This window comes from Marivita sp. NO-S04, assembly GCF_059070475.1.
The window spans coordinates 3,806,351-3,824,561 of sequence record NZ_CM180980.1 but is presented as its reverse complement, the minus strand read 5'-3'; the positions used below and the strand labels follow the sequence as shown (position 1 = coordinate 3,824,561).

At 56.7% G+C, this 18,211-nt stretch carries 19 protein-coding genes; 7 read left to right on the top strand and 12 right to left on the bottom strand.

The annotated features are described in order from the left end of the window. Nucleotides 1–34: 34 nt before the first annotated feature. Nucleotides 35–328: a YggT family protein gene (locus ACK3EW_RS19350; RefSeq protein ID WP_085627439.1), complete on the bottom strand. Its 294-nt coding sequence runs from the start codon at nucleotides 326–328 to the stop codon at nucleotides 35–37. 137 nt (nucleotides 329–465) lie between these two features. Between ACK3EW_RS19350 and ACK3EW_RS19345 the strand changes: the two genes are divergently transcribed. The 6 genes from ACK3EW_RS19345 to arfB all read left to right on the top strand — a co-directional run bounded on the left by ACK3EW_RS19345 (nucleotide 466) and on the right by arfB (nucleotide 5,578). Further along, on the top strand, nucleotides 466–1,017 hold the full coding sequence (locus ACK3EW_RS19345) for an acyl-CoA thioesterase (protein WP_493807454.1): 552 nt from the start codon (nucleotides 466–468) through the stop codon (nucleotides 1,015–1,017). 54 nt (nucleotides 1,018–1,071) lie between these two features. Then, the gene (locus ACK3EW_RS19340; protein ID WP_493807453.1) at nucleotides 1,072–2,412 is read left to right on the top strand and encodes an MFS transporter; all 1,341 of its coding nucleotides are present in this window, start codon (nucleotides 1,072–1,074) and stop codon (nucleotides 2,410–2,412) included. Continuing rightward, nucleotides 2,409–3,332 (top strand): penicillin-insensitive murein endopeptidase, encoded by a 924-nt coding sequence (gene mepA / locus ACK3EW_RS19335; protein ID WP_493807452.1) that lies wholly within the window; start codon nucleotides 2,409–2,411, stop codon nucleotides 3,330–3,332. Before ACK3EW_RS19340 ends, mepA begins: the two co-directional genes overlap by 4 nt. Nucleotides 3,333–3,338: 6 nt before the next feature. Next, entirely contained in the window at nucleotides 3,339–4,184 is an 846-nt protein-coding gene (locus tag ACK3EW_RS19330; RefSeq protein WP_493807451.1) for an esterase-like activity of phytase family protein, read from the top strand. A gap of 90 nt (nucleotides 4,185–4,274) precedes the next feature. Continuing rightward, a complete protein-coding gene (locus tag ACK3EW_RS19325) occupies nucleotides 4,275–4,904 on the top strand; it encodes a queuosine precursor transporter (RefSeq protein ID WP_493807450.1) in 630 nt (209 codons plus the stop codon). 251 nt (nucleotides 4,905–5,155) lie between these two features. Continuing rightward, nucleotides 5,156–5,578 (top strand): alternative ribosome rescue aminoacyl-tRNA hydrolase ArfB, encoded by a 423-nt coding sequence (arfB, locus tag ACK3EW_RS19320; RefSeq protein WP_493807449.1) that lies wholly within the window; start codon nucleotides 5,156–5,158, stop codon nucleotides 5,576–5,578. 75 nt (nucleotides 5,579–5,653) lie between these two features. On the opposite strand, the gene ACK3EW_RS19315 is transcribed toward arfB, so the two are convergent. The 5 genes from ACK3EW_RS19315 to argH form a co-directional block, all read right to left on the bottom strand. Continuing rightward, on the bottom strand, nucleotides 5,654–8,260 hold the full coding sequence (locus ACK3EW_RS19315) for a TIGR02302 family protein (protein ID WP_493807448.1): 2,607 nt from the start codon (nucleotides 8,258–8,260) through the stop codon (nucleotides 5,654–5,656). 36 nt (nucleotides 8,261–8,296) lie between these two features. Continuing rightward, nucleotides 8,297–9,562: a diaminopimelate decarboxylase gene (lysA, locus tag ACK3EW_RS19310; RefSeq protein ID WP_493807447.1), complete on the bottom strand. Its 1,266-nt coding sequence runs from the start codon at nucleotides 9,560–9,562 to the stop codon at nucleotides 8,297–8,299. A 153-nt stretch (nucleotides 9,563–9,715) separates the two neighbouring features. Beyond that, nucleotides 9,716–10,033, bottom strand: coding sequence for a DUF2834 domain-containing protein (locus ACK3EW_RS19305; RefSeq protein ID WP_085627447.1), 318 nt, complete (start codon nucleotides 10,031–10,033; stop codon nucleotides 9,716–9,718). Further along, nucleotides 10,033–10,206 (bottom strand): hypothetical protein, encoded by a 174-nt coding sequence (locus ACK3EW_RS19300; RefSeq protein WP_493807446.1) that lies wholly within the window; start codon nucleotides 10,204–10,206, stop codon nucleotides 10,033–10,035. Before ACK3EW_RS19300 ends, ACK3EW_RS19305 begins: the two co-directional genes overlap by 1 nt. Then, complete coding sequence (argH, locus tag ACK3EW_RS19295; protein ID WP_493807445.1) at nucleotides 10,203–11,594, bottom strand: argininosuccinate lyase; 1,392 nt, start codon at nucleotides 11,592–11,594, stop codon at nucleotides 10,203–10,205. Before argH ends, ACK3EW_RS19300 begins: the two co-directional genes overlap by 4 nt. A gap of 23 nt (nucleotides 11,595–11,617) precedes the next feature. On the opposite strand from argH, the gene ACK3EW_RS19290 reads away from it, so the two are divergent. Continuing rightward, nucleotides 11,618–12,184 (top strand): TlpA disulfide reductase family protein, encoded by a 567-nt coding sequence (locus ACK3EW_RS19290; RefSeq protein WP_493807444.1) that lies wholly within the window; start codon nucleotides 11,618–11,620, stop codon nucleotides 12,182–12,184. Between the two features lie 457 nt (nucleotides 12,185–12,641). On the opposite strand, the gene ACK3EW_RS19285 is transcribed toward ACK3EW_RS19290, so the two are convergent. The 6 genes from ACK3EW_RS19285 to ACK3EW_RS19260 form a co-directional block, all read right to left on the bottom strand. Further along, nucleotides 12,642–13,958: a UDP-glucose dehydrogenase family protein gene (locus ACK3EW_RS19285; RefSeq protein WP_493807443.1), complete on the bottom strand. Its 1,317-nt coding sequence runs from the start codon at nucleotides 13,956–13,958 to the stop codon at nucleotides 12,642–12,644. 132 nt (nucleotides 13,959–14,090) lie between these two features. After that, nucleotides 14,091–14,540 carry a c-type cytochrome gene (locus ACK3EW_RS19280; RefSeq protein WP_085627450.1) on the bottom strand — a complete coding sequence of 150 codons (450 nt, stop codon included), beginning with the start codon at nucleotides 14,538–14,540 and terminating at the stop codon, nucleotides 14,091–14,093. Nucleotides 14,541–14,647: 107 nt separating this feature from the next. Next, entirely contained in the window at nucleotides 14,648–15,862 is a 1,215-nt protein-coding gene (gene hemA / locus ACK3EW_RS19275; protein WP_493807442.1) for a 5-aminolevulinate synthase, read from the bottom strand. Continuing rightward, the gene (gene puhE / locus ACK3EW_RS19270; RefSeq protein ID WP_493807441.1) at nucleotides 15,852–16,673 is read right to left on the bottom strand and encodes a putative photosynthetic complex assembly protein PuhE; all 822 of its coding nucleotides are present in this window, start codon (nucleotides 16,671–16,673) and stop codon (nucleotides 15,852–15,854) included. Before puhE ends, hemA begins: the two co-directional genes overlap by 11 nt. 88 nt (nucleotides 16,674–16,761) lie before the next feature. Continuing rightward, nucleotides 16,762–17,913, bottom strand: a complete 1,152-nt coding sequence (acsF, locus tag ACK3EW_RS19265; RefSeq protein WP_493807440.1) for a magnesium-protoporphyrin IX monomethyl ester (oxidative) cyclase — start codon at nucleotides 17,911–17,913, stop codon at nucleotides 16,762–16,764. Next, nucleotides 17,910–18,206 carry a hypothetical protein gene (locus tag ACK3EW_RS19260; RefSeq protein WP_188480564.1) on the bottom strand — a complete coding sequence of 99 codons (297 nt, stop codon included), beginning with the start codon at nucleotides 18,204–18,206 and terminating at the stop codon, nucleotides 17,910–17,912. The genes acsF and ACK3EW_RS19260 overlap by 4 nt, the downstream gene beginning before the upstream one ends. Nucleotides 18,207–18,211: the final 5 nt, after the last annotated feature.

Below are 18,211 nucleotides of genomic sequence, written 5' to 3'. Positions count from 1 at the left end.
ATACTAAGGATGCGTGAACAAGCCTTAGGTCGGGTCAAAACCCGTAGAAGAACCCAGCGTTGTTCGAGAGCACGATGCGCAGGATATAGACACCGATCAAGGCGACCAGCGGCGCGAGGTCGATGCCGGACATCGGCGGTAGAATCCGTCGCAAACGGGAATACATCGGTTCCAGAATACGGTTCAGAGCGTCCCAGATCTGCGCGACGATGGGCTGACGCAGGTTCAAAACCTGGAAATTGATCAGCCAACTCATGATGACGTGGGCAATGATGAAGAACCACACGATATCGAGAAGCAGCATCAGAATCTGGTAGAGCGATTGCATCGGACGGAATTCCCTTGGCAGTGACGTGACAACAGGTAGGCGCAAGCGCGCCGAAGAACAAGTCAGAGCACTTGCCGCGAGGTCGCGGTTGACGTGATCGGGTGTCAGGTCAACTAAGCGGGCAACAGGAGAATCCGATGTATCCTTTCATCCGCATGGCGCTTGGTATCTGGAAAGCGCGCAGAGCCCCGAAACTTGGGCCGTTCGCCACCTACGTTTCGCAGCATCGCTGCTGGCCGTGGGACATCGACATGTGGATGGAGCTGAACAACGGTCGCACTTTGACGCTTTACGACCTTGGACGCATTCCTCTTGCTCAGATGAACGGTCTGATGGGTATGATCCGGCAGGAACGGTGGGGACTGACGATGGCAGGCGTTGTCGTACGGTACAGACGCCGCATCCGTACGTTTGAACGCTTCGAAATGCGCAGCCGACTTCTGTGCTGGGACGCGCGGTTTCTCTACATTGAACAGTCGATGTGGAAACAGAATGGCGAATGCGCGAACCATGCAGTCTATCGCTCTGCAGTCACTGACCGGAACGGGATTGTTGCAACCGATCGGGTCATTGCGGCCATGGGAATGGAGCACACGCCATCACCAGAAATGCCCGATCGGGTGGCAGATTGGCTGCGCGCAGAAGACGCGCGTCGGTGGCCGCCGATGCAAGATGCGGTATCTGCCTGACTGCGCTTGCCGCTTTGACATTTCGCACCCATAACCTCGGCAGGGGGATTTGGCATGGCGAACGGGTCTTTGCGTAAACGGATTTGGGGCTGGTTCTTTTTCGACTGGGCCAGTCAACCGTATAACACACTTCTGATCACCTTCATTTTCGCCCCCTACATCAAGGAATTGGTGGGCGATGGCACCACCGCGCAAACTGCGTGGGGGTTCGGGATCGGGGCTGCGGGCATTGTCATTGCGGTTCTTGCGCCGGTTTTAGGCGCACTGGCTGACACGGGCGGAAACCGCATGCGCTGGATTTGGCTTTTTTCGATCATGTACGTGGTTGGTGCGGCAGGTCTCTGGTACGCCGCACCCGGCGATTTCAGCCTGATCCTGATCCTGACTTTCTTTGCCATCGGAATGATCGGCATGGAGTTCGCGACGACCTTCACCAACTCGATGCTTCCTGATCTGGGCACTCCCGACGAGATCGGACGTATCTCCGGCAATGGCTGGGCGTTCGGCTATATTGGCGGCCTTTTCGCACTGGTGATCATGCTGCTGTTTTTCGCCGACAATGCCACAACCGGGCGCACCTTGATCGGCTTGGAGCCCGTATTTGGTCTTGACCCAGAGGCACGCGAAGGTACCCGCTTTGTTGGTCCGCTCGTGGCGATTTGGTTTGTTGTTTTCATGATCCCGTTCTTCCTGTTCGTACGAGAACCGGAAGGACAAAAAGCGCCGAAAGGCGCAGTCAAGCTGGCGCTTAATGATCTCAAGTCGACCCTGAAACGACTGCCTCAGGATCGGTCACTTTTTGCATTCCTTGGGTCGGCCATGTTTTACCGCGACGCATTGAACGGGATGTACGCGTTTGGCGGCATCTACGCCGCTGGAGTCTTGGGTTGGAGCGTTCAGAACGTTGGCATCTTCGGCATCATCGCCATCATCGCGGGTGCCTTGGCGGCGTGGCTGGGTGGCATGGCGGATTCGCGTTTTGGCCCAAAGCCAGTGATCGCTGCCTGTATAATTGCGCTGACTGCGGTTGGTGTGGCCATTGTCCTGATTTCGCGCGAGTCGATGTTTGGTATTGCGCTCCCAGAAGGATCCGCGCTGCCCGACATCGCGTTCTACGTGATCGGTGCCGTCATTGGTGCCGCCGGTGGCGTCATTCAATCGGCAAGCCGAACCATGATGGTGCGACAGGCCAATCCTGCGCGCATGACCGAAGCATTCGGCTTGTATGCGCTCGCAGGAAAAGCGACCAGTTTTCTGGCACCTTTGCTGATCGGGATCACCACCTACGCCACCGGATCACAACAATTGGGTGTGAGCCCCGTGATAGGCCTTTTCCTGATCGGCCTTGTGTTGTTACTCTGGGTCAACCCAAACGGGAAACGGGCAATATCATGAAACGGTTTTCGATTATCCTCGGTCTTGCCTTCTTTCTGACCGCCTGTGGCGATGACAGCGGATCGCGCAATGCCGAAACATCTGCCTCCAGCGCCCCCCGCGTGACCAGTGTCCTCAGCACGCGGCAGGCCAAGCAGCTTTTCGGTGGAATGGAGAACGCCTCCACTCAATCTCCAGCCGCCTTTGGCAGCTACGCCAAGGGCTGTGCTGCAGGGCAGGTGCAATTGCCGGAAACCGGCCCGACGTGGCAGGCGATGCGCCTGTCGCGGAATCGTAATTGGGGCTTGCCGATCACGGTTGATTTTCTGCAGGATCTGTCGCGCATCGCAGCGCAACAACCGGGTTGGGACGGTCTTTATGTTGGGGACATCAGTCAGCCGCGTGGTGGACCGATGCTGACGGGTCACGCCAGCCACCAGATCGGCCTTGATGCCGATTTCTGGATGCGACCTGCAGACCGGTTGAACCTGAGCCAGACAGAGCGCGAAAACATCTCGTCTATCTCGATGCGACGCTCGAACGGAGCTTTCACCAACGATCAATGGACGAAAGCACATTATAATATCATGAAGGCCGCTGCAAGCGACCCACGGGTGGCGCGTATCTTCGTCTTCCCAGGTGCCAAAGTTGCTATGTGCAATGCCGAAACCGGCGATCGCAGCTATCTGCGCAAAATCCGTCCGTGGTACGGGCATCACTATCATTTCCATGTCCGTTTGGCCTGTCCTCCGGGAATGTCGGGATGTGTCGATCAGGATGCGCCGCCGCGGGGCGATGGCTGTGACGACGCACAGCAATGGGTGAATAACATTCTCAATCCACCGCCGCCCGACCCCAACGCTCCGAAGCCGACACCACGACGCGAACTCACGCTTGCCGACCTTCCCGCTCAGTGCGCGACTGTACTGTCGGCCAATTGATGCACTTTGAGTCCTGACACCGGTTTGGCCGAGGATATTCAAACGGCTCGCTTCCTGTCATCCTATCACTGGACAAAGGAACGCGAAGGGTTTGGCGGGTATTCAGGTATTTCGCTGACGCCTGATGGCGCTGGATTTGTCATCATCAGTGACCGGGCGCATCTTATTGAAGGCACCATCTTTCGTCATGACGGAGGGATCATCGGGGTGAGAAGCGCAGAGATGGCGCCACTTGACCTGCCCGATGACTTATTCGCGCAACCGTCCGTGCGGGACACCGAAGGCTTGGCGCTTGATACTGATGGCCGTCTATATGTTTCGGTCGAAAGCGAGAACCGCGTCCTGCGGCGTGATCTCGATGGGACATGGGCCGCTTTGCCCAGATATCCCGCCATCGACGCTCTGCCGCTCAATCGCGGACTGGAAGCCTTGGCTCTTTCACCTGACAACACGGTATACGCGCTGCCCGAAACGTCTTCGGGCCTGAATACCCCCTTTCCGGTCTTTCGTTTTCGGGTCGATGCCGGCTGGGATCAGCCAATGTCGATTTCACGAAGCGACGGGTTTCTTCCCGTTGGAGCGGATATCGGCCCTGATGGGCAGCTTTATGTACTGGAACGCGGTTTTGGCGGATTTGGCTTTTCCTCGCGCGTTCGCCGTTTCAGAATTTCAGAAGGCTCAGACCTTGATGGAGAAACGCTGCTTACGACCGAACCGCGCCGCCACGACAACCTAGAAGGACTTGCGGTTTGGAGCGCCCCGGACGGGACGTTGCGGCTGACGATGGTGTCGGACGACAATTTCCTGTTCCTGCAGAAAACAGAGATCGTCGAATATGCCTTGGCCAAATAGCTTGTCTGTCCAGATGCAGCGCTATATGCACCGCGCCATGCCCTGAGATGGGAATCAAGTCCCCGCAACCTTGGCAAAACGGGAGTCACAATGACCCGCGCTCATATTCCTGGCATTATCGCCATGGCCCTCATCGTGTTGGCCTCAAACATCCTTGTTCAGTTCCTGTTCGGGAATTGGCTGACATGGGGTGCCTTCACCTATCCACTCGCCTTTCTTGTCACTGACCTGATGAACCGGCTCTACGGGCCCAGCGCTGCACGCAAAGTGGTGTTCGCAGGCTTTATCGTAGGCGTCGCATGCTCGCTGATTGGTACGCAAATCCAAGGCGAATTCGGCCCTCTGGTCACCCTTCGCATCGCCCTTGGTTCGGGCATCGCTTTCCTGACTGCACAGCTTCTTGACGTCAAAATCTTTGACAAGATGCGCGAAGGTGCCTGGTGGAGCGCTCCGTTGGCATCAACGCTGATCGGTGCATCTGTAGACACAGCGCTGTTTTTCAGTATCGCATTCTCTGGCGCGCTTAGTTTTATCGAACCGTCCAACGACGTTTCTTGGGCAGGAGAAATGCTACCCATACTGGGTGCCGGGCCGATTGCTCCGCTTTGGGTATCGCTGGCAGTTGCCGACTGGATGGTCAAAATCGCACTCGCTTTGCTCGCACTGATACCTTTTCGACTCATCGTTTTACGTTTTCGTGAAAAAGCGGCTCTGACGTAAGAAAACAGTTGCGCGATACGGAAAGCCTGTCACGCTGAGGGTGCGTTATATCAACAGCTGAAAGGAGGTGATCCAGTGTCGAGAGAGGTATTGGAGAGAGGTGTCGGAACAGTTCGAGAGGCACACATCTAGGGCAACCCCTGGGTGATGAACCCATCGAATTGGTGTGGAACCTAACCGGACCCCGCCTCCGTAAGTCTCGAAGGGTCGCCCTTGTGGCGACCCTTTTTGTATGAGCTAAATGAATCCTGATGCTACAGATTTCAGACAAGATCAGCATTGAAGATTGGGAACTGACCGAGCAGTTCATCCGTGCATCCGGCCCCGGCGGTCAGAACGTCAACAAGGTGTCGACGGCCGTTGAATTGCGGTTCGAGGCGGAACGATCCCCCAATTTGCCTGGCCCCGTCAAAACCCGTCTGCGGCGGATCGCCGGGCGGAAATGGACCAAGGACGGCGCCGTTATTGTTCAGGTCGATGAAACCCGATCACAAGCAAGAAATCGAGACATCGCACGGGAGCGATTGAAGGAGATGATTGTCGCCGCGCTTACCGCACCGAAGCGACGGGTACCCACCAAACCGACGCTGGGTTCCAAGAAACGCAGGCTCAAGGAAAAGAAGGTGCGAGGCGAGGTAAAATCCTTGCGCGGCAAGATTGACCCCGACACCTGATCCGGACGCATCGGCTGCAACGGCCAGATGATGCGCTAGCGCATCATCCGTTTGCATTGACACAAACGCGCAGGATCAGAACCGATCAAGCAGTCGCTCGAGGTATTCCAGTTCTTCCTCAGGGCGTTCGCCCTCACCCGAACGACGCCGGATCTCGTCCAGCAATTCACGGGCCCGACGGTAAACATCCTCGCCTTGCAGCAGGTTCTCGTTCGACCCGATCTGGCCGTTCGAGCCAACATTCCGGCCGAGAGGATCGCGCTGCTGGCCGGGATCCGCACCATCTGCCATGCCTTGCTGGCCCTGCCCTTGCTGTTGCTGCTGCGCCATTGCCTCGCCTAGATTGCGCATGCCTTCGCGCAGCGCTTCCATGGCTTCGGACTGATTGTCGATGGCGCCAGCAAGATCATTCTCACGAAGCGCGTCTTCAGCACCTTCCATTGCTCCCTCGGCGCGGTCCAGTGCCTCACGTGCTGCATCTCCAGCCTCGGTGCCAGCGCCGGGCAAGTTTTGCGACTGTCGGTTCAGCTCCTGCCGCAAAGAACGCTGCCGATCAGCAAGGCTGTCCTCGAGGCTTTGACCTTCGCCATTCTGCCCCCCCTGTCCCGGCTGCTGTCCTTGGCCTTGTTGCTGGCCCTGCTGTTGTCCTTGGCCTTGGCCCTGTTGTCCCGGTTGCTGTCCGGGCTGTTGGCCCTGTTGCCCTTGCTGACCCGGGTTGAATTGCTCCTGCAAGTCGCGGAACGCCTGATCCGAAAGACCCTGCTGTTCACGCAATGTCTCTGCCAAGCCTTCCATCGCCTGTTCGCCGGGCGATTGACCTTGCTGGCCTTGGCCTTGCGTGACCTGCATGTTCTCCATCATCTGACGCAGTTGTTCGAGCGCTTCCTGCGCCTCAGCCATGCGGCCCTGCTCCATCAGTTCCTGAATGCGGTCCATCATCTCTTGCAGGTCGTTCTGGCTCATCTCCATCATGTTCTGGTTCTGAGTCATTTCCTGATCAGGGTCGTTCTGTTGATCCTGTTGTGCCTGGCGCGAAAGCTGCCTCAGGTAATCATCGGTCGCCTCACGCAATTCTTGCATCAGCTCAGCAATTTCCTGATCGGACGCGCCATTGCGCATCGCTTCGGACAAGCGATCCTGAGCGCGCTGCAACCGTTCCAACGCGTCTTCCAGATCGCCTTCTTCCAACCGGATCGCCAAATCCCACATAGCCTGTGCAATCTCGGCCTGTTGGTCATCGGTCATCGTGACACGCGACAACGCCTCAATCCGGCGCATGATCGTCCTCAGGCGGAGGAAATCGGTGCTCGATCTGAACACATCGTCTGGCCGATGCGAAACAGCGCGCATCAACAAGGCCACATCCGCCGCATTGTCCCGGTTCCACAACAGCGACCGACGCAGATCAATGATCGCACTGGCCATGGGATCAAAGAAGCGACGACCCGGCAGGTCGATCACTTCAGGCACGGCTTCTCCGATCTGCTCTGCTTCATCGGTGACGGTCAGGCTGATCGTGACAGGCAGGTTGGCCCAAGGGTGTTCCGAAAAGTTATCCACGAGGGTTTCTGTGAACTCCGACCGATCACCCGCGATCGGCATCGGTAAGGGTAATTCGATTGTGGCACGCGGCTCCGGATCGATCCGAAGGCCATAGCGGCGGTCCACGTCGGTCAACGCAAGCGCAATGCGTGCTGTCCCGGTTGCCACCGCGTAGTCATCGTTGGCGGTGAAAGGAATTTGCGCTTCGCCTTCGTAGCTGACTTCGATCTCGCCATCGCGCATGACTTCCGGTGCACGGTCTGGCGTTGCAACGATCTCCCATGCTCGACCACCTGGGCCTTCGATCGCAAGCTGCCCTGATCGCGTGACAGTAAATTCCTGAGCGGTATTCGTGGATGCCTCGACAAGGTCTTCAGGTGTTGCGATCGGCGCTGTCCTGTTCGAGACTGATTCTGTAACGCTGAGCACACCGACTTCGCCATAGAACCGCAGCGTAACTCGGCTGCCTTCCGGGGTATCGAGGCGCGCATCCCTGATGTCGTTGAGATAGATAGAGGGCCGACCAGTGTAGTGCGGCGGCTCCAGCCAGCCTTCCCATGTCGGGCCAGAGGCAAGATCGGACCCAGAGGGCCCCATTGCGGACACGGTCTGAACTTTGAGAACCGATCCGAAAACAGCCGCGACCAAAAAGGCAAGAACGGCGACATAACGAAGGGCGAAGGGGTCCGCTTTGGACACGCGCAGATCGGGTTCGGCTGCCTTGGCATCCTTCAATCGGGCCGCCATTCGCGCTTGGTGTGCGTTCCAAACGGCCAAAGACGCAGGATCGCTGGCACCAATGGCTTGGCTGTCCATAGCGGCCAGAATGGGGTTTCCGGGCAGTGTCGCATCCAAGCGCGCGAGGGCCGATGCCTGCGATGGCCAGCTAAACCTGCGCGCACCACGCAGTAGTGCCCACGCGGCCGCCAGACCGGACACCGCCAGAACGACCCAAACCGCCTCCATGGGAAGATAGTCTTGCAGTCCAAGCATGAGAAACGCCAAGACGGCGAACAACACCGACCACAACGGCCAGAATGCGCGCACGATCACTTCGGCTCCCATCCCCAAACGGGTCAGGAAAAGCGGCCAACGCAACGCGGCATCAATCTCCTTTGACAGGTCTTCCCGTGCGGTCATTCCGATCTCCCGGTTCGCTGACCGCAGGGGAATACCTCACAGCCATGGGGGAATGGTATCTCGGTTTATGATTTCGTCAAAGTCAGGACGCTGACGAATGACAGCGAATTGATCACCCTTTGCCAAAACTTCAGGCACAAGTGGACGGGTGTTGTATTCGCTGGCCATCACAGCGCCGTAGGCTCCGGCTGATCTAAAGGCAACAAGGTCACCCGCGGCAAGCGGAGGCATCATGCGATTCTTGGCAAATGTGTCGCCGGATTCGCAGACCGGGCCAACAATGTCATAAGGCTGCTGCTCGACCCCGGCGTCCGGTTCGAGAACCGGCACGATGTCGTGATGCGCGTCATACATGGCCGGACGGATCAAGTCGTTCATCGCCCCGTCCAGGATCAAGAACTGTCGGTCCTCGCCTTGCTTTACATAGATCACCCGACTCACGAGAATGCCTGCATTGCCCGCAATCAGACGGCCCGGCTCAATCTCGATCTCACAGCCCAGATGGCCCACACTGCGCTTGATCAATGCGCCGTAATCAGATGGCAGCGGCGGCGCTTCGTTCGAGCGTGTGTACGGAATTCCAAGTCCACCACCCAGATCAAGCCGTCGGATATTGTGGCCATCCGCCCGCAGCAGTTCGGTCAGTTCGGCAACTTTGCGATAGGCGAGTTCGTAAGGTTCAAGTTCGGTCAATTGCGACCCGATATGTACATCGATGCCAATGACGTCGATCCCGGGCAAAGCGGCAGCTTCGGCATACACCGCGCGCGCCTTGGAGATCGGAATTCCAAATTTGTTCTCTGACTTCCCAGTCGAAATCTTGGCATGTGTCTTTGCGTCGACATCAGGATTCACCCGAATGGTGATCGGCGCGATTTTGCCCAGACTTGAAGCAATCTCGGAAATCACCAGCAGTTCAGGTTCGCTTTCGACGTTGAATTGGCGAATCCCACCTTCAAGGGCAGCACGGACTTCGCCGCGAGTCTTCCCCACGCCGGAAAACACGATCCTGTCGCCGGGAACACCCGCCGCTTTGGCACGGGCGTATTCGCCGCCCGAAACGACATCCATACCGGCACCAAGATCGGCAAGCGTTTTTAGAATCGCCTGGTTCGATGCCGCCTTCATCGCGTAGCACACCATGTGCTCCATGCCGTTCAGAGCATCATCAAAAAGCTGATAGTGCCGCGTCAGCGTGGCCGTCGAATAAAGATAGAACGGCGTTCCGACAGCAGCGGCAATATCCGCAACCGACACATCCTCGGCATAAAGTTCGCCGTTACGATAAAGAAAATGATCCACACCCGCCTCCAGACCAGACCGCGATGCAGTAGCGCAGCCCAATGTTTTGCGCCACCCCCTGCTTCTTTTCTTCGAAACTAGGCAAAAAATGACCCGTTCAAAGAACGTGTCTCCGGTTTTGCTTGCTTGTTCGGTTACCTGAATCCAAAGCCGTCAGGTGATCGGTTTGGACCGCAAGAACAGGTATAGCGGCAATCCACAGCTCACACCGATGCAATAGGTGGCAGGGATTGCGATCAGGGCCACCCAGTTCCGTCGTACGGCGACTTCTGCAATGATCCAAATGGTCAGCGTCACAGCCGCAATCGTCAGGTCCCACGTCAGTCCAGTGGTTGAATCGTTGACATACCATGCATCAATCAGTGCGCCGAGACTCCACTCATTCGCCGCAAGGTACGACATAAAATAATACATGGGGTGAATTGCGCCCCAGATCGCTAGGGCAAGGTAAATCCAGCGCATCGGCGTCATCAGAAGCTCGCCCCCACAGTCACCGGTCCAGAGCGCACGGTCACACCCGTTGACGTTCGAACTCCCTCACTTCCGACCGACACCGTCGTGTTGACCGATGGTGTGATCGGAGGACCATCCGCACCGCAGGCGGCCAGAAAGGCAAAGCCCGCGATCAGCGTGACAGTTTTCATCCCAAAACCTCTTTCCAGAGTGCGATCTGTTCACGCACCCGAACCGGCGCAGTTCCGCCAAAGCTGGTACGGCTGGCGACCGAATTGTGAACACCCAAAACGTCGAACACATCGGCAGTGATTGCCGCATGTACCGACTGCATGTCCTCAAGGCTCAGGTCAGGCAAATCACATTCCTTCTGTTCCGCCAGTGCCACCAGAGATCCGGTGACATGGTGCGCATCTCGGAAAGGTAGGTCGAGCGTGCGGACAAGCCAATCCGCAAGATCGGTCGCGGTTGAAAACCCGGCCGAGGCCGCCGCTTCGAGGTTCGCACGATTGGCAGTCATGTCCTTGACCATGCCTTCCATCGCGGCCAGCGCCAACATCCAGTTGTCGGCGGCATCAAAGACCTGCTCCTTGTCTTCTTGCATGTCTTTGGAATAGGCCAACGGCAGACCCTTCATCACCATCATAAGTGCGACGTTGGCCCCAAAGATGCGTCCAACCTTGGCACGGATCAGCTCTGCCGCGTCAGGGTTCTTTTTCTGCGGCATGATTGACGATCCAGTCGAGAACCTGTCAGACAGGGTCACAAAGCGGAATTGCGCCGAGGACCAGATCACCAACTCCTCGGCAAAACGGCTCAAGTGCATGGCGCTGATGCTGGCGACGCTCAGGAATTCGAGAGCAAAATCCCGGTCGCTCACAGCATCAAGGCTGTTTGCCATCGGACGGTCAAAACCCAGCGCCTCTGCCGTCATTTCGCGGTCGATGGGGAAAGACGTTCCCGCCAGCGCGGCAGCGCCCAAAGGCGATTCGTTCATTCGTTCACGCGCGTCCCGCACGCGGCTCAGATCGCGGGCGAACATTTCGACGTACGCCATCATGTGATGACCCCACGTGACCGGCTGCGCGGTTTGTAGATGCGTGAAGCCCGGCATCACCCAGTCTGCCCCAGCTTCGGCCTGTGAGAGCAACGCGCGCATCAACGCCTCAAGGCCAGAGACAGCCGCATCCAATTGGTCGCGCACCCAAAGGCGGAAGTCCGTGGCAACCTGATCGTTCCGCGACCGGCCAGTGTGCAGACGGCCCGCAGGCTCCCCGATCACCTCTTTCAAACGCGCCTCGACATTCATGTGGATGTCTTCCAACGCTGTCGAAAACGTAAACGCCCCTGTTTCAATCTCTGACAAAACGGTGAGCAAGCCTTCCCGCATCGCCTCTGCATCGCTAGGTGTTACGATACCTTGCGCCGCGAGCATTGCGGCGTGGGCCCTTGAACCGGCGATGTCCTGTGACGCCATGCGTTTGTCAAACCCGATCGAGGCATTGATTGCCTCCATGATCGCGTCTGGACCAGCGGCGAAACGGCCACCCCACATTTGGTTCGAGGATTTGTCGGACATGGTCTTACCCCTTCGGAGGGAAAATGAAGAAAATTCTTGCCGCCATCCTCTATACGGGCCTCGTGACGCTTGCAAACCCAGCGCTGGCCGATCTCACCAAAGCCGAGGCGATGCGCGAAGGCGACATGAAAAAGCTGACCTTCCACAGCACCCCGCAAGCCGCCGGAACAGCAGAATTTACCACGTTCGACGGCGCGCCACTGTCGCTTGAGTCTTACAAGGGCAAATGGGTCCTGCTGAACTTTTGGGCCACTTGGTGTGCGCCTTGTCGCAAGGAAATGCCGATGTTGTCTGAACTTCAAACAGAGTTCGGCGGCGGCGACTTCGAAGTTGTGACAGTTGCAACCGGGCGCAATCCGCCTCCGGCTATGCAGTCATTCTTCGACGAAATCGGCGTCGACAATCTGCCGCTTCATCGTGATCCAAAGTCAGGACTTGCCCGCAAGATGGGTGTTCTTGGTCTTCCCATCACGGTAATTCTCAATCCCGAAGGTCAAGAGATCGCGCGGATGCGAGGCGATGCGGACTGGGCGTCCGATAACGCCAAAAACATTTTGAAAACGATTCTTGGTCAAGACACTGCTGGCTGATTGTTTAGCAGTCAGCAGGTGCTTCGGACCTAGTTAATTCTCGATTGGCACACAGCGCTTCACCTCGTTGAATGGTTGTAGCTGCCATCCGCGCCCCCGTGTGTACCGTATCGAGACCCCAGGTCCGAAGCTCCTGTACTGTTTCGGTGCGGCCGACCTGCATCTTGTTCCCGCGCAGCGCGCAGTCCGTGAGCAATTCGAGAGAGTGGACAATGTCAGAGACCTGACGCATGGCCGCACCGGTGTTCGAGCCCCCGCCTGACAAGAGCGTTTTTGTCCGAAATGTGGCGCGCCGCAAAGCTTTTTGCCGCAATTGAGCAACATCGCCACCTATGCAGGAACAATAGCCAGATAAACGCAGTTTTTGTCCGATCGAAGCCGCCTAATTTCGCCACATTTCCGCCACAGATGAACTTCCGCTCAATGTGCGCGCCGAATCAATGTTGGCCTTCGTTCGTCAGACATACCCGATGCGTCCAACGCCTTCATACGCCACAAAGCCTGCGTCACGGGCCACGTTCGCGTTGTAGATGTTGCGCAGGTCGGCCATCACGGCACGTGACATGCCTTGGGCGATCCTGTTCAAATCCAAGGCTCGAAATTCATTCCACTCGGTCAGAAGAACCAGCAGGTCAGCTCCTTTGGCAGCGTCGTAGGGATCGTCATGCCACTGAACACCTGGCAGCAGTCCTTCACCCTCGTGCTGGCCTTGCGGATCGCAAACCTTCACCTTGGCACCGCCACCAACCAACGCGGGCACGATGGTGAGCGACGGTGCATCCCGCATGTCATCGGTGTTCGGCTTGAACGTCACGCCCAGAACACAAATCGTCTTGCCGTTGAACTTGCCATCACAAAGGTCCTGCAACTTTCCGATCATCCGGCGTTTTGTGTCTTCGTTCACGGCGATCACGGCCTCGGTGATATGCATCGGGCTGGCATGTTCCTGTCCGATGCGCGCAAGCGCTTTGGTGTCCTTCGGAAAACATGACCCACCATATCCCGGTCCTGCGTGAAGGAACTTGTTGCCGATGCGGTTGTCCATGCCCATGCCTTTGGACACCTGTTTCACATCCGCGCCAACCTTTTCGCACAGTGCTGCAATTTCGTTGATAAACGTGATCTTGGTCGCCAGAAATGCATTCGCGGCATACTTGATCATTTCCGCGGATTCGAGATCGGTCGTCACGATCGGAAAATCCCTGAGATAAAGCGGTCGGTAAATTTCGCTCATGACCTTTGCAGCGCGATCATTTTCTACGCCCACCACAACGCGATCCGGCTTCATGAAATCATCGATCGCGGCGCCTTCGCGCAGGAATTCGGGGTTGGAAGCAACATCGAAGTCGAGACCGGGATTGGCAGCAGCGACGACATCCCGCACTTTGCGGTTCGTCCCGACCGGAACTGTCGATTTGGTGACAATGACCACATAATCCTTTGCAGCCTTTGCAATCTCTTCGGCAGCCGCCATCACATATGTCAGATCTGCATGGCCATCGCCCCGGCGTGTCGGTGTGCCGACCGCGATGAATACAGCCTCAGCGCCCTCAATCGCGGCCGGCAAATCCAATGTAAAACTCAATCGTCCTGCATCGACATTCTTAGCCATGAGAGTATCAAGGCCCGGCTCGTAAATCGGCACTTCGCCCCGTTCGAGCATTTCGATCTTGCGCGGATCTTTATCGACGCACACGACGGTATGACCGAAATCGGAAAAACACACACCGGAAACAAGACCAACATACCCGGTCCCGATCATCGCAATCTTCATGACACTGCCCCTATTATTCTTGCGCGATGTTTTGCGCGAGCCACACAGATCGGTCAACTCTGCGAAGTCGATGGCGCAAAAGAAAAGGGCGCGCTGTTGCAGCACGCCCCTCTCATGTCTGTTTCGGGTTAATTACGACCCGGAACCTGTGCCGTCGTGAACGGTGTCTGCATCGGGGCTGACAGTCACAAGATACGCGTAGACATCTTCCATGCCGCTGCGCAGGCGATAGGACATCTTCGACCGAGCACCGCTGTCATCCAAGTACTCAGCAAGGAAACCCTTGGGGTCCTGCACGTAGGCGACAAAAGTCTCTTCGTTCCAGACAAGACCTGCTTCGCCTGCAGCGACAAGGCTGTCACCGTAACGGAAATCTTCAACGGTGCCAGCTGTGCGACCGATGATGTTGTACAGGTTCGGTCCGGTGCGGCCGCCTTTAACGATTTCTGTGCCATCTGCCGCCACGATCATGTGGCAGGATTTGCACTTGTTGAATTCTTTTTCACCGGCAGCGGCGTCTTGTGCAAAAGCTGCACCCGACCCGACCAGCATCATGGCCGCAGTTGCGATCATCAACTTCATTGTTGAACTCCTCTCTCGTGTTCGGCGCAAACTAGCGCTTTCTTGCGATGTTAACCAATAGCAAACCCGTTAGGTTCCCCAATCAGGTAACCGGAGGCGTGGTGAAGTCAAGCAACCTGATGCGCAATAGCACACTGTTTCCAAAGGGTTGCGAGCGCCTGAACCAGATGTTCAATATCTGCGTCCGAATGTAGCGGCCCCGGCGTGAAACGCAGACGCTCTGTCCCTTTTGGCACCGTTGGGTAGTTGATCGGTTGCACATAGATTCCATAATCCTGCATCAGAATGTCTGCGAGCATCCGGCATTTGACTGGATCTTTGATCATCACAGGGATGATATGGCTTGGGTTCTGAATATGTGGAATTCCCATGTCATCCAACCGCTTGCGCAGCTTGGCAACCTGCACTTGCTGTTGCTTCCGCTCCGTATCGCTCTTCTTGAGATGCTGGATCGACGTGCGCGCTGCCGCCGCAACTGCCGGGGGCAGCGCGGTTGTGAAGATGAACCCGGATGAGAAAGAGCGGATGAAATCGCACATCGCTTCCGACCCGGTGATGTACCCACCCATAACGCCGAACGCCTTACCAAGCGTTCCTTCAATCAGGGTGATACGGTCCGCCAAACCTTCGCGTTCTGATACACCGCCGCCGCGCGCGCCATACATGCCAACTGCGTGCACTTCGTCGAGATAGGTCATTGCGCCGTGCTTTTCGGCCACTTCGACGATTTCCTTCATCGGGCAGATATCACCGTCCATCGAATAAACCGACTCGAACGCTACAATTTTGGTCGCATTCGACGGCAACGCAGCAAGCTTGCGGTCCAGATCTTCTGGATCGTTGTGCTTCCAGATCACCTTGTTGCACCGCGAATGGCGTATGCCCTCGATCATGGATGCGTGGTTCAACTCATCCGACAAGATCACCGCATCCGGAAGTCGCGCACCCAGAGTCGACAGCGCGGCCCAGTTGGATACGTACCCCGACGTGAATAGTAGTGCTGATTCCTTTCCATGCAGATCGGCAAGTTCGGTCTCAAGCAGTTTGTGCTGGTGGTTGGTGCCAGAAATGTTGCGGGTGCCACCCGCCCCACAGCCATTCTCACCGACGGCGTGCTGCATCGATTTGATCACATCAGGGTGCTGTCCCATGCCAAGATAGTCATTCGAGCACCAAACAGTCACTTCGTCCGGGCAGTCGTCATCATGCGACTTTGCTCTCGGGAACGCGCCACATTTGCGCTCCAGCTCTGCAAATATGCGATAGTTCCCTTCTTCTTTCAGGGTATCAAGCTGGGCGTTGAACAAGCTGTCAAAGTCCATGGGCGTCCTCCGTTCGTATCGTCTTGTCTTGTTGTTTTGGTTTGGGCGCGGGAAGCATCCAGCGCCAGAGTTTCTCGTCGGGCAACGGCAACACCATGAACCAGTGCTCGAGCAACGCGAGCGCGGTCAGTGCGGCCAGAAGGGCAAATCCAATCGTATCCGCCACAGACTGCGCGGAATAAATCCGCTCGAGCCAGCACGCGACGGCAAAGGTCAGAGCGCTGACCGAAATCGGAAACAGCCAGTTCATCTTCGCATACCGGAAATGGCTGGGAAGATGCGCCAGCGGCTTTGGCAGGAATTCAGTGTTGATCTTGGGAACACCCAGAAACAGGTTCAGCTTGGCCGACACACGGGCAAAGAACAGGACAGCGAACGTCCAGAACCCAAAGCTGTTCACAGCGTCTTGCGTAAACAGCCAAAGCATGATCAGCGTGCCAGCAAGCAGCATCTCATGATAGGCAATCGTACCCCAGGCCCGGATGAACCGTTCCCATTCAGGCACATCTCCGCGGCAAACAAGACGGTTGGGACCGGTAATCGTTCCGGTCAGGAACGCCAATTCGATCCAACCCCAAAGCGCAAGTGCCGCAAGGAATGAATGGTAAGCCGCTGTATGGCTTTCGAGATGCGCAGTCATTCCTATGCCGTAGGCACCAAGAAAAAAGATCGGAAGCGCAAGCCATGTTAGGACCTGACCGAAACGCAACCCACGCCGGTCAGCGTATTTCACGACCATTAGGATCACTCCGGTGGAAAACCACCAGAGAAAAAGCGCCACAAGGGCGGCAATCCAAGGGTCACTGAACACGCGTTTAGTCCTTCTTCTTTTTTCAAATATGCCGGGGGTGTGGGGGCTGGCCCCAACATGGTCGCCGCCCGAAGGCGGCGAAACCAGATCAGTAGGACGGCACCAGTCGCGTCACGGCGGGTACTTTATGTTTCTTCACCGGAATGAAGTAGAGCGACACAAAGCACGACGCCGCTTTGGCGGAACCCACAAGTTCCTTGAGCTTGCCACCCAGACCACCTTGCTTTTTGCCAGTGGCAATCTGCACGTTCGCTCGTTGCAAGCGTTCCAATGTCGGCTGCCAGCGCGGATGGTCGATATCCAAGGTGATCGGGAAGATCTGCTTGGTCAGCTCGGATGTCTTAGTGAAGACCTCATGCGCGTACCAGTCGGGGTCCACGCCCAGCGCCTTGTGAAAGGCCGGTCGTTGATGATCGCGCACATACATTGTGGCGTATACCGCCGTCAGGAAGAACTTGATCCAGTAGACATTGCGACCGCTGGTCAGTTTCGGGTCGGTCTTCATCAACAGCGCGAACGCTTCGCCATGGCTGAACTCGTCGTTGCACCACTCTTCGAACCACTTGAAAATCGGGTGGAACCGAAATTCCGGGTTCGCCTCAAGGTGACGGAAGATCGTGATATACCGAGCATATCCGATCTTTTCCGACAGGTAAGTGGCATAATAGATGAACTTGGGCCGGAAATAGGTGTATTTCTTCGACTGAGTCAGGAAGCCAAGGTTCACCCAAAGCCCGGCTTCACGCAGCGCGTCGTTAATAAAGCCAGCATGCCGCGCCTCGTCGCGCGCCATCAACTGGAACAGCTGAGTGATATCCTTGTTGTTGCCGCGCCGCTTCATTTCCTTGTAAAGGACGCAACCCGAGAACTCGGCAGTGCAGCTTGAAATCAGGAAGTCGATGAATTCCTTTTTCAGCTGCGGCTCCATGTTCTCCCAATCGACATGGTCCCAGTCTTCGTTCTTCTTGAAATGGCCTTTGTTCGGGTCCGCCTCCATCTGGGCGATCAGCTCGTCCCATTCAGCGCGGATACCATCGACATTGATCGCGTCGAGCTCGTCGAAATCCGTGGTGTAGAACCGCGGCGTGAGCAGCGTGTTCGCCATCGCGGTTTCTGTTGCGAAATTGTCGTCGTACTTCGCTTGCTCTTCTTGGATCGCAAGGCTTTCTTCAACCGTGGTCGCGTCGGCGGTGTGCGTCGCACCAGAGGTGCGCGAATTTTGGGGCACTTGCATGTTCATAGCGTCACCTCTTCAGAGAACGAGAATTCGCAAAGTTCCATAACTTCGAAGTCACCTGTGAGGCGGGTCCAAAGCTGTTCGAGTTTGGAGGCGCGAACGATGATCGCTTCACGATCTTCAGACACGACCTCTCCGAAGGCGGCCATGATTTCTGGCCCCTGAACCTTTACTTCGTCGCCGGGGTAGATCACGGCGCCATTGTTGAAACGCACATGTGCATGAAGGCTCTCGAAACAGTGGCTGATTTCCACTGTGCACGGCGCCCTTTCGATTTCTTTTGTCAACAGACCCATTGTCC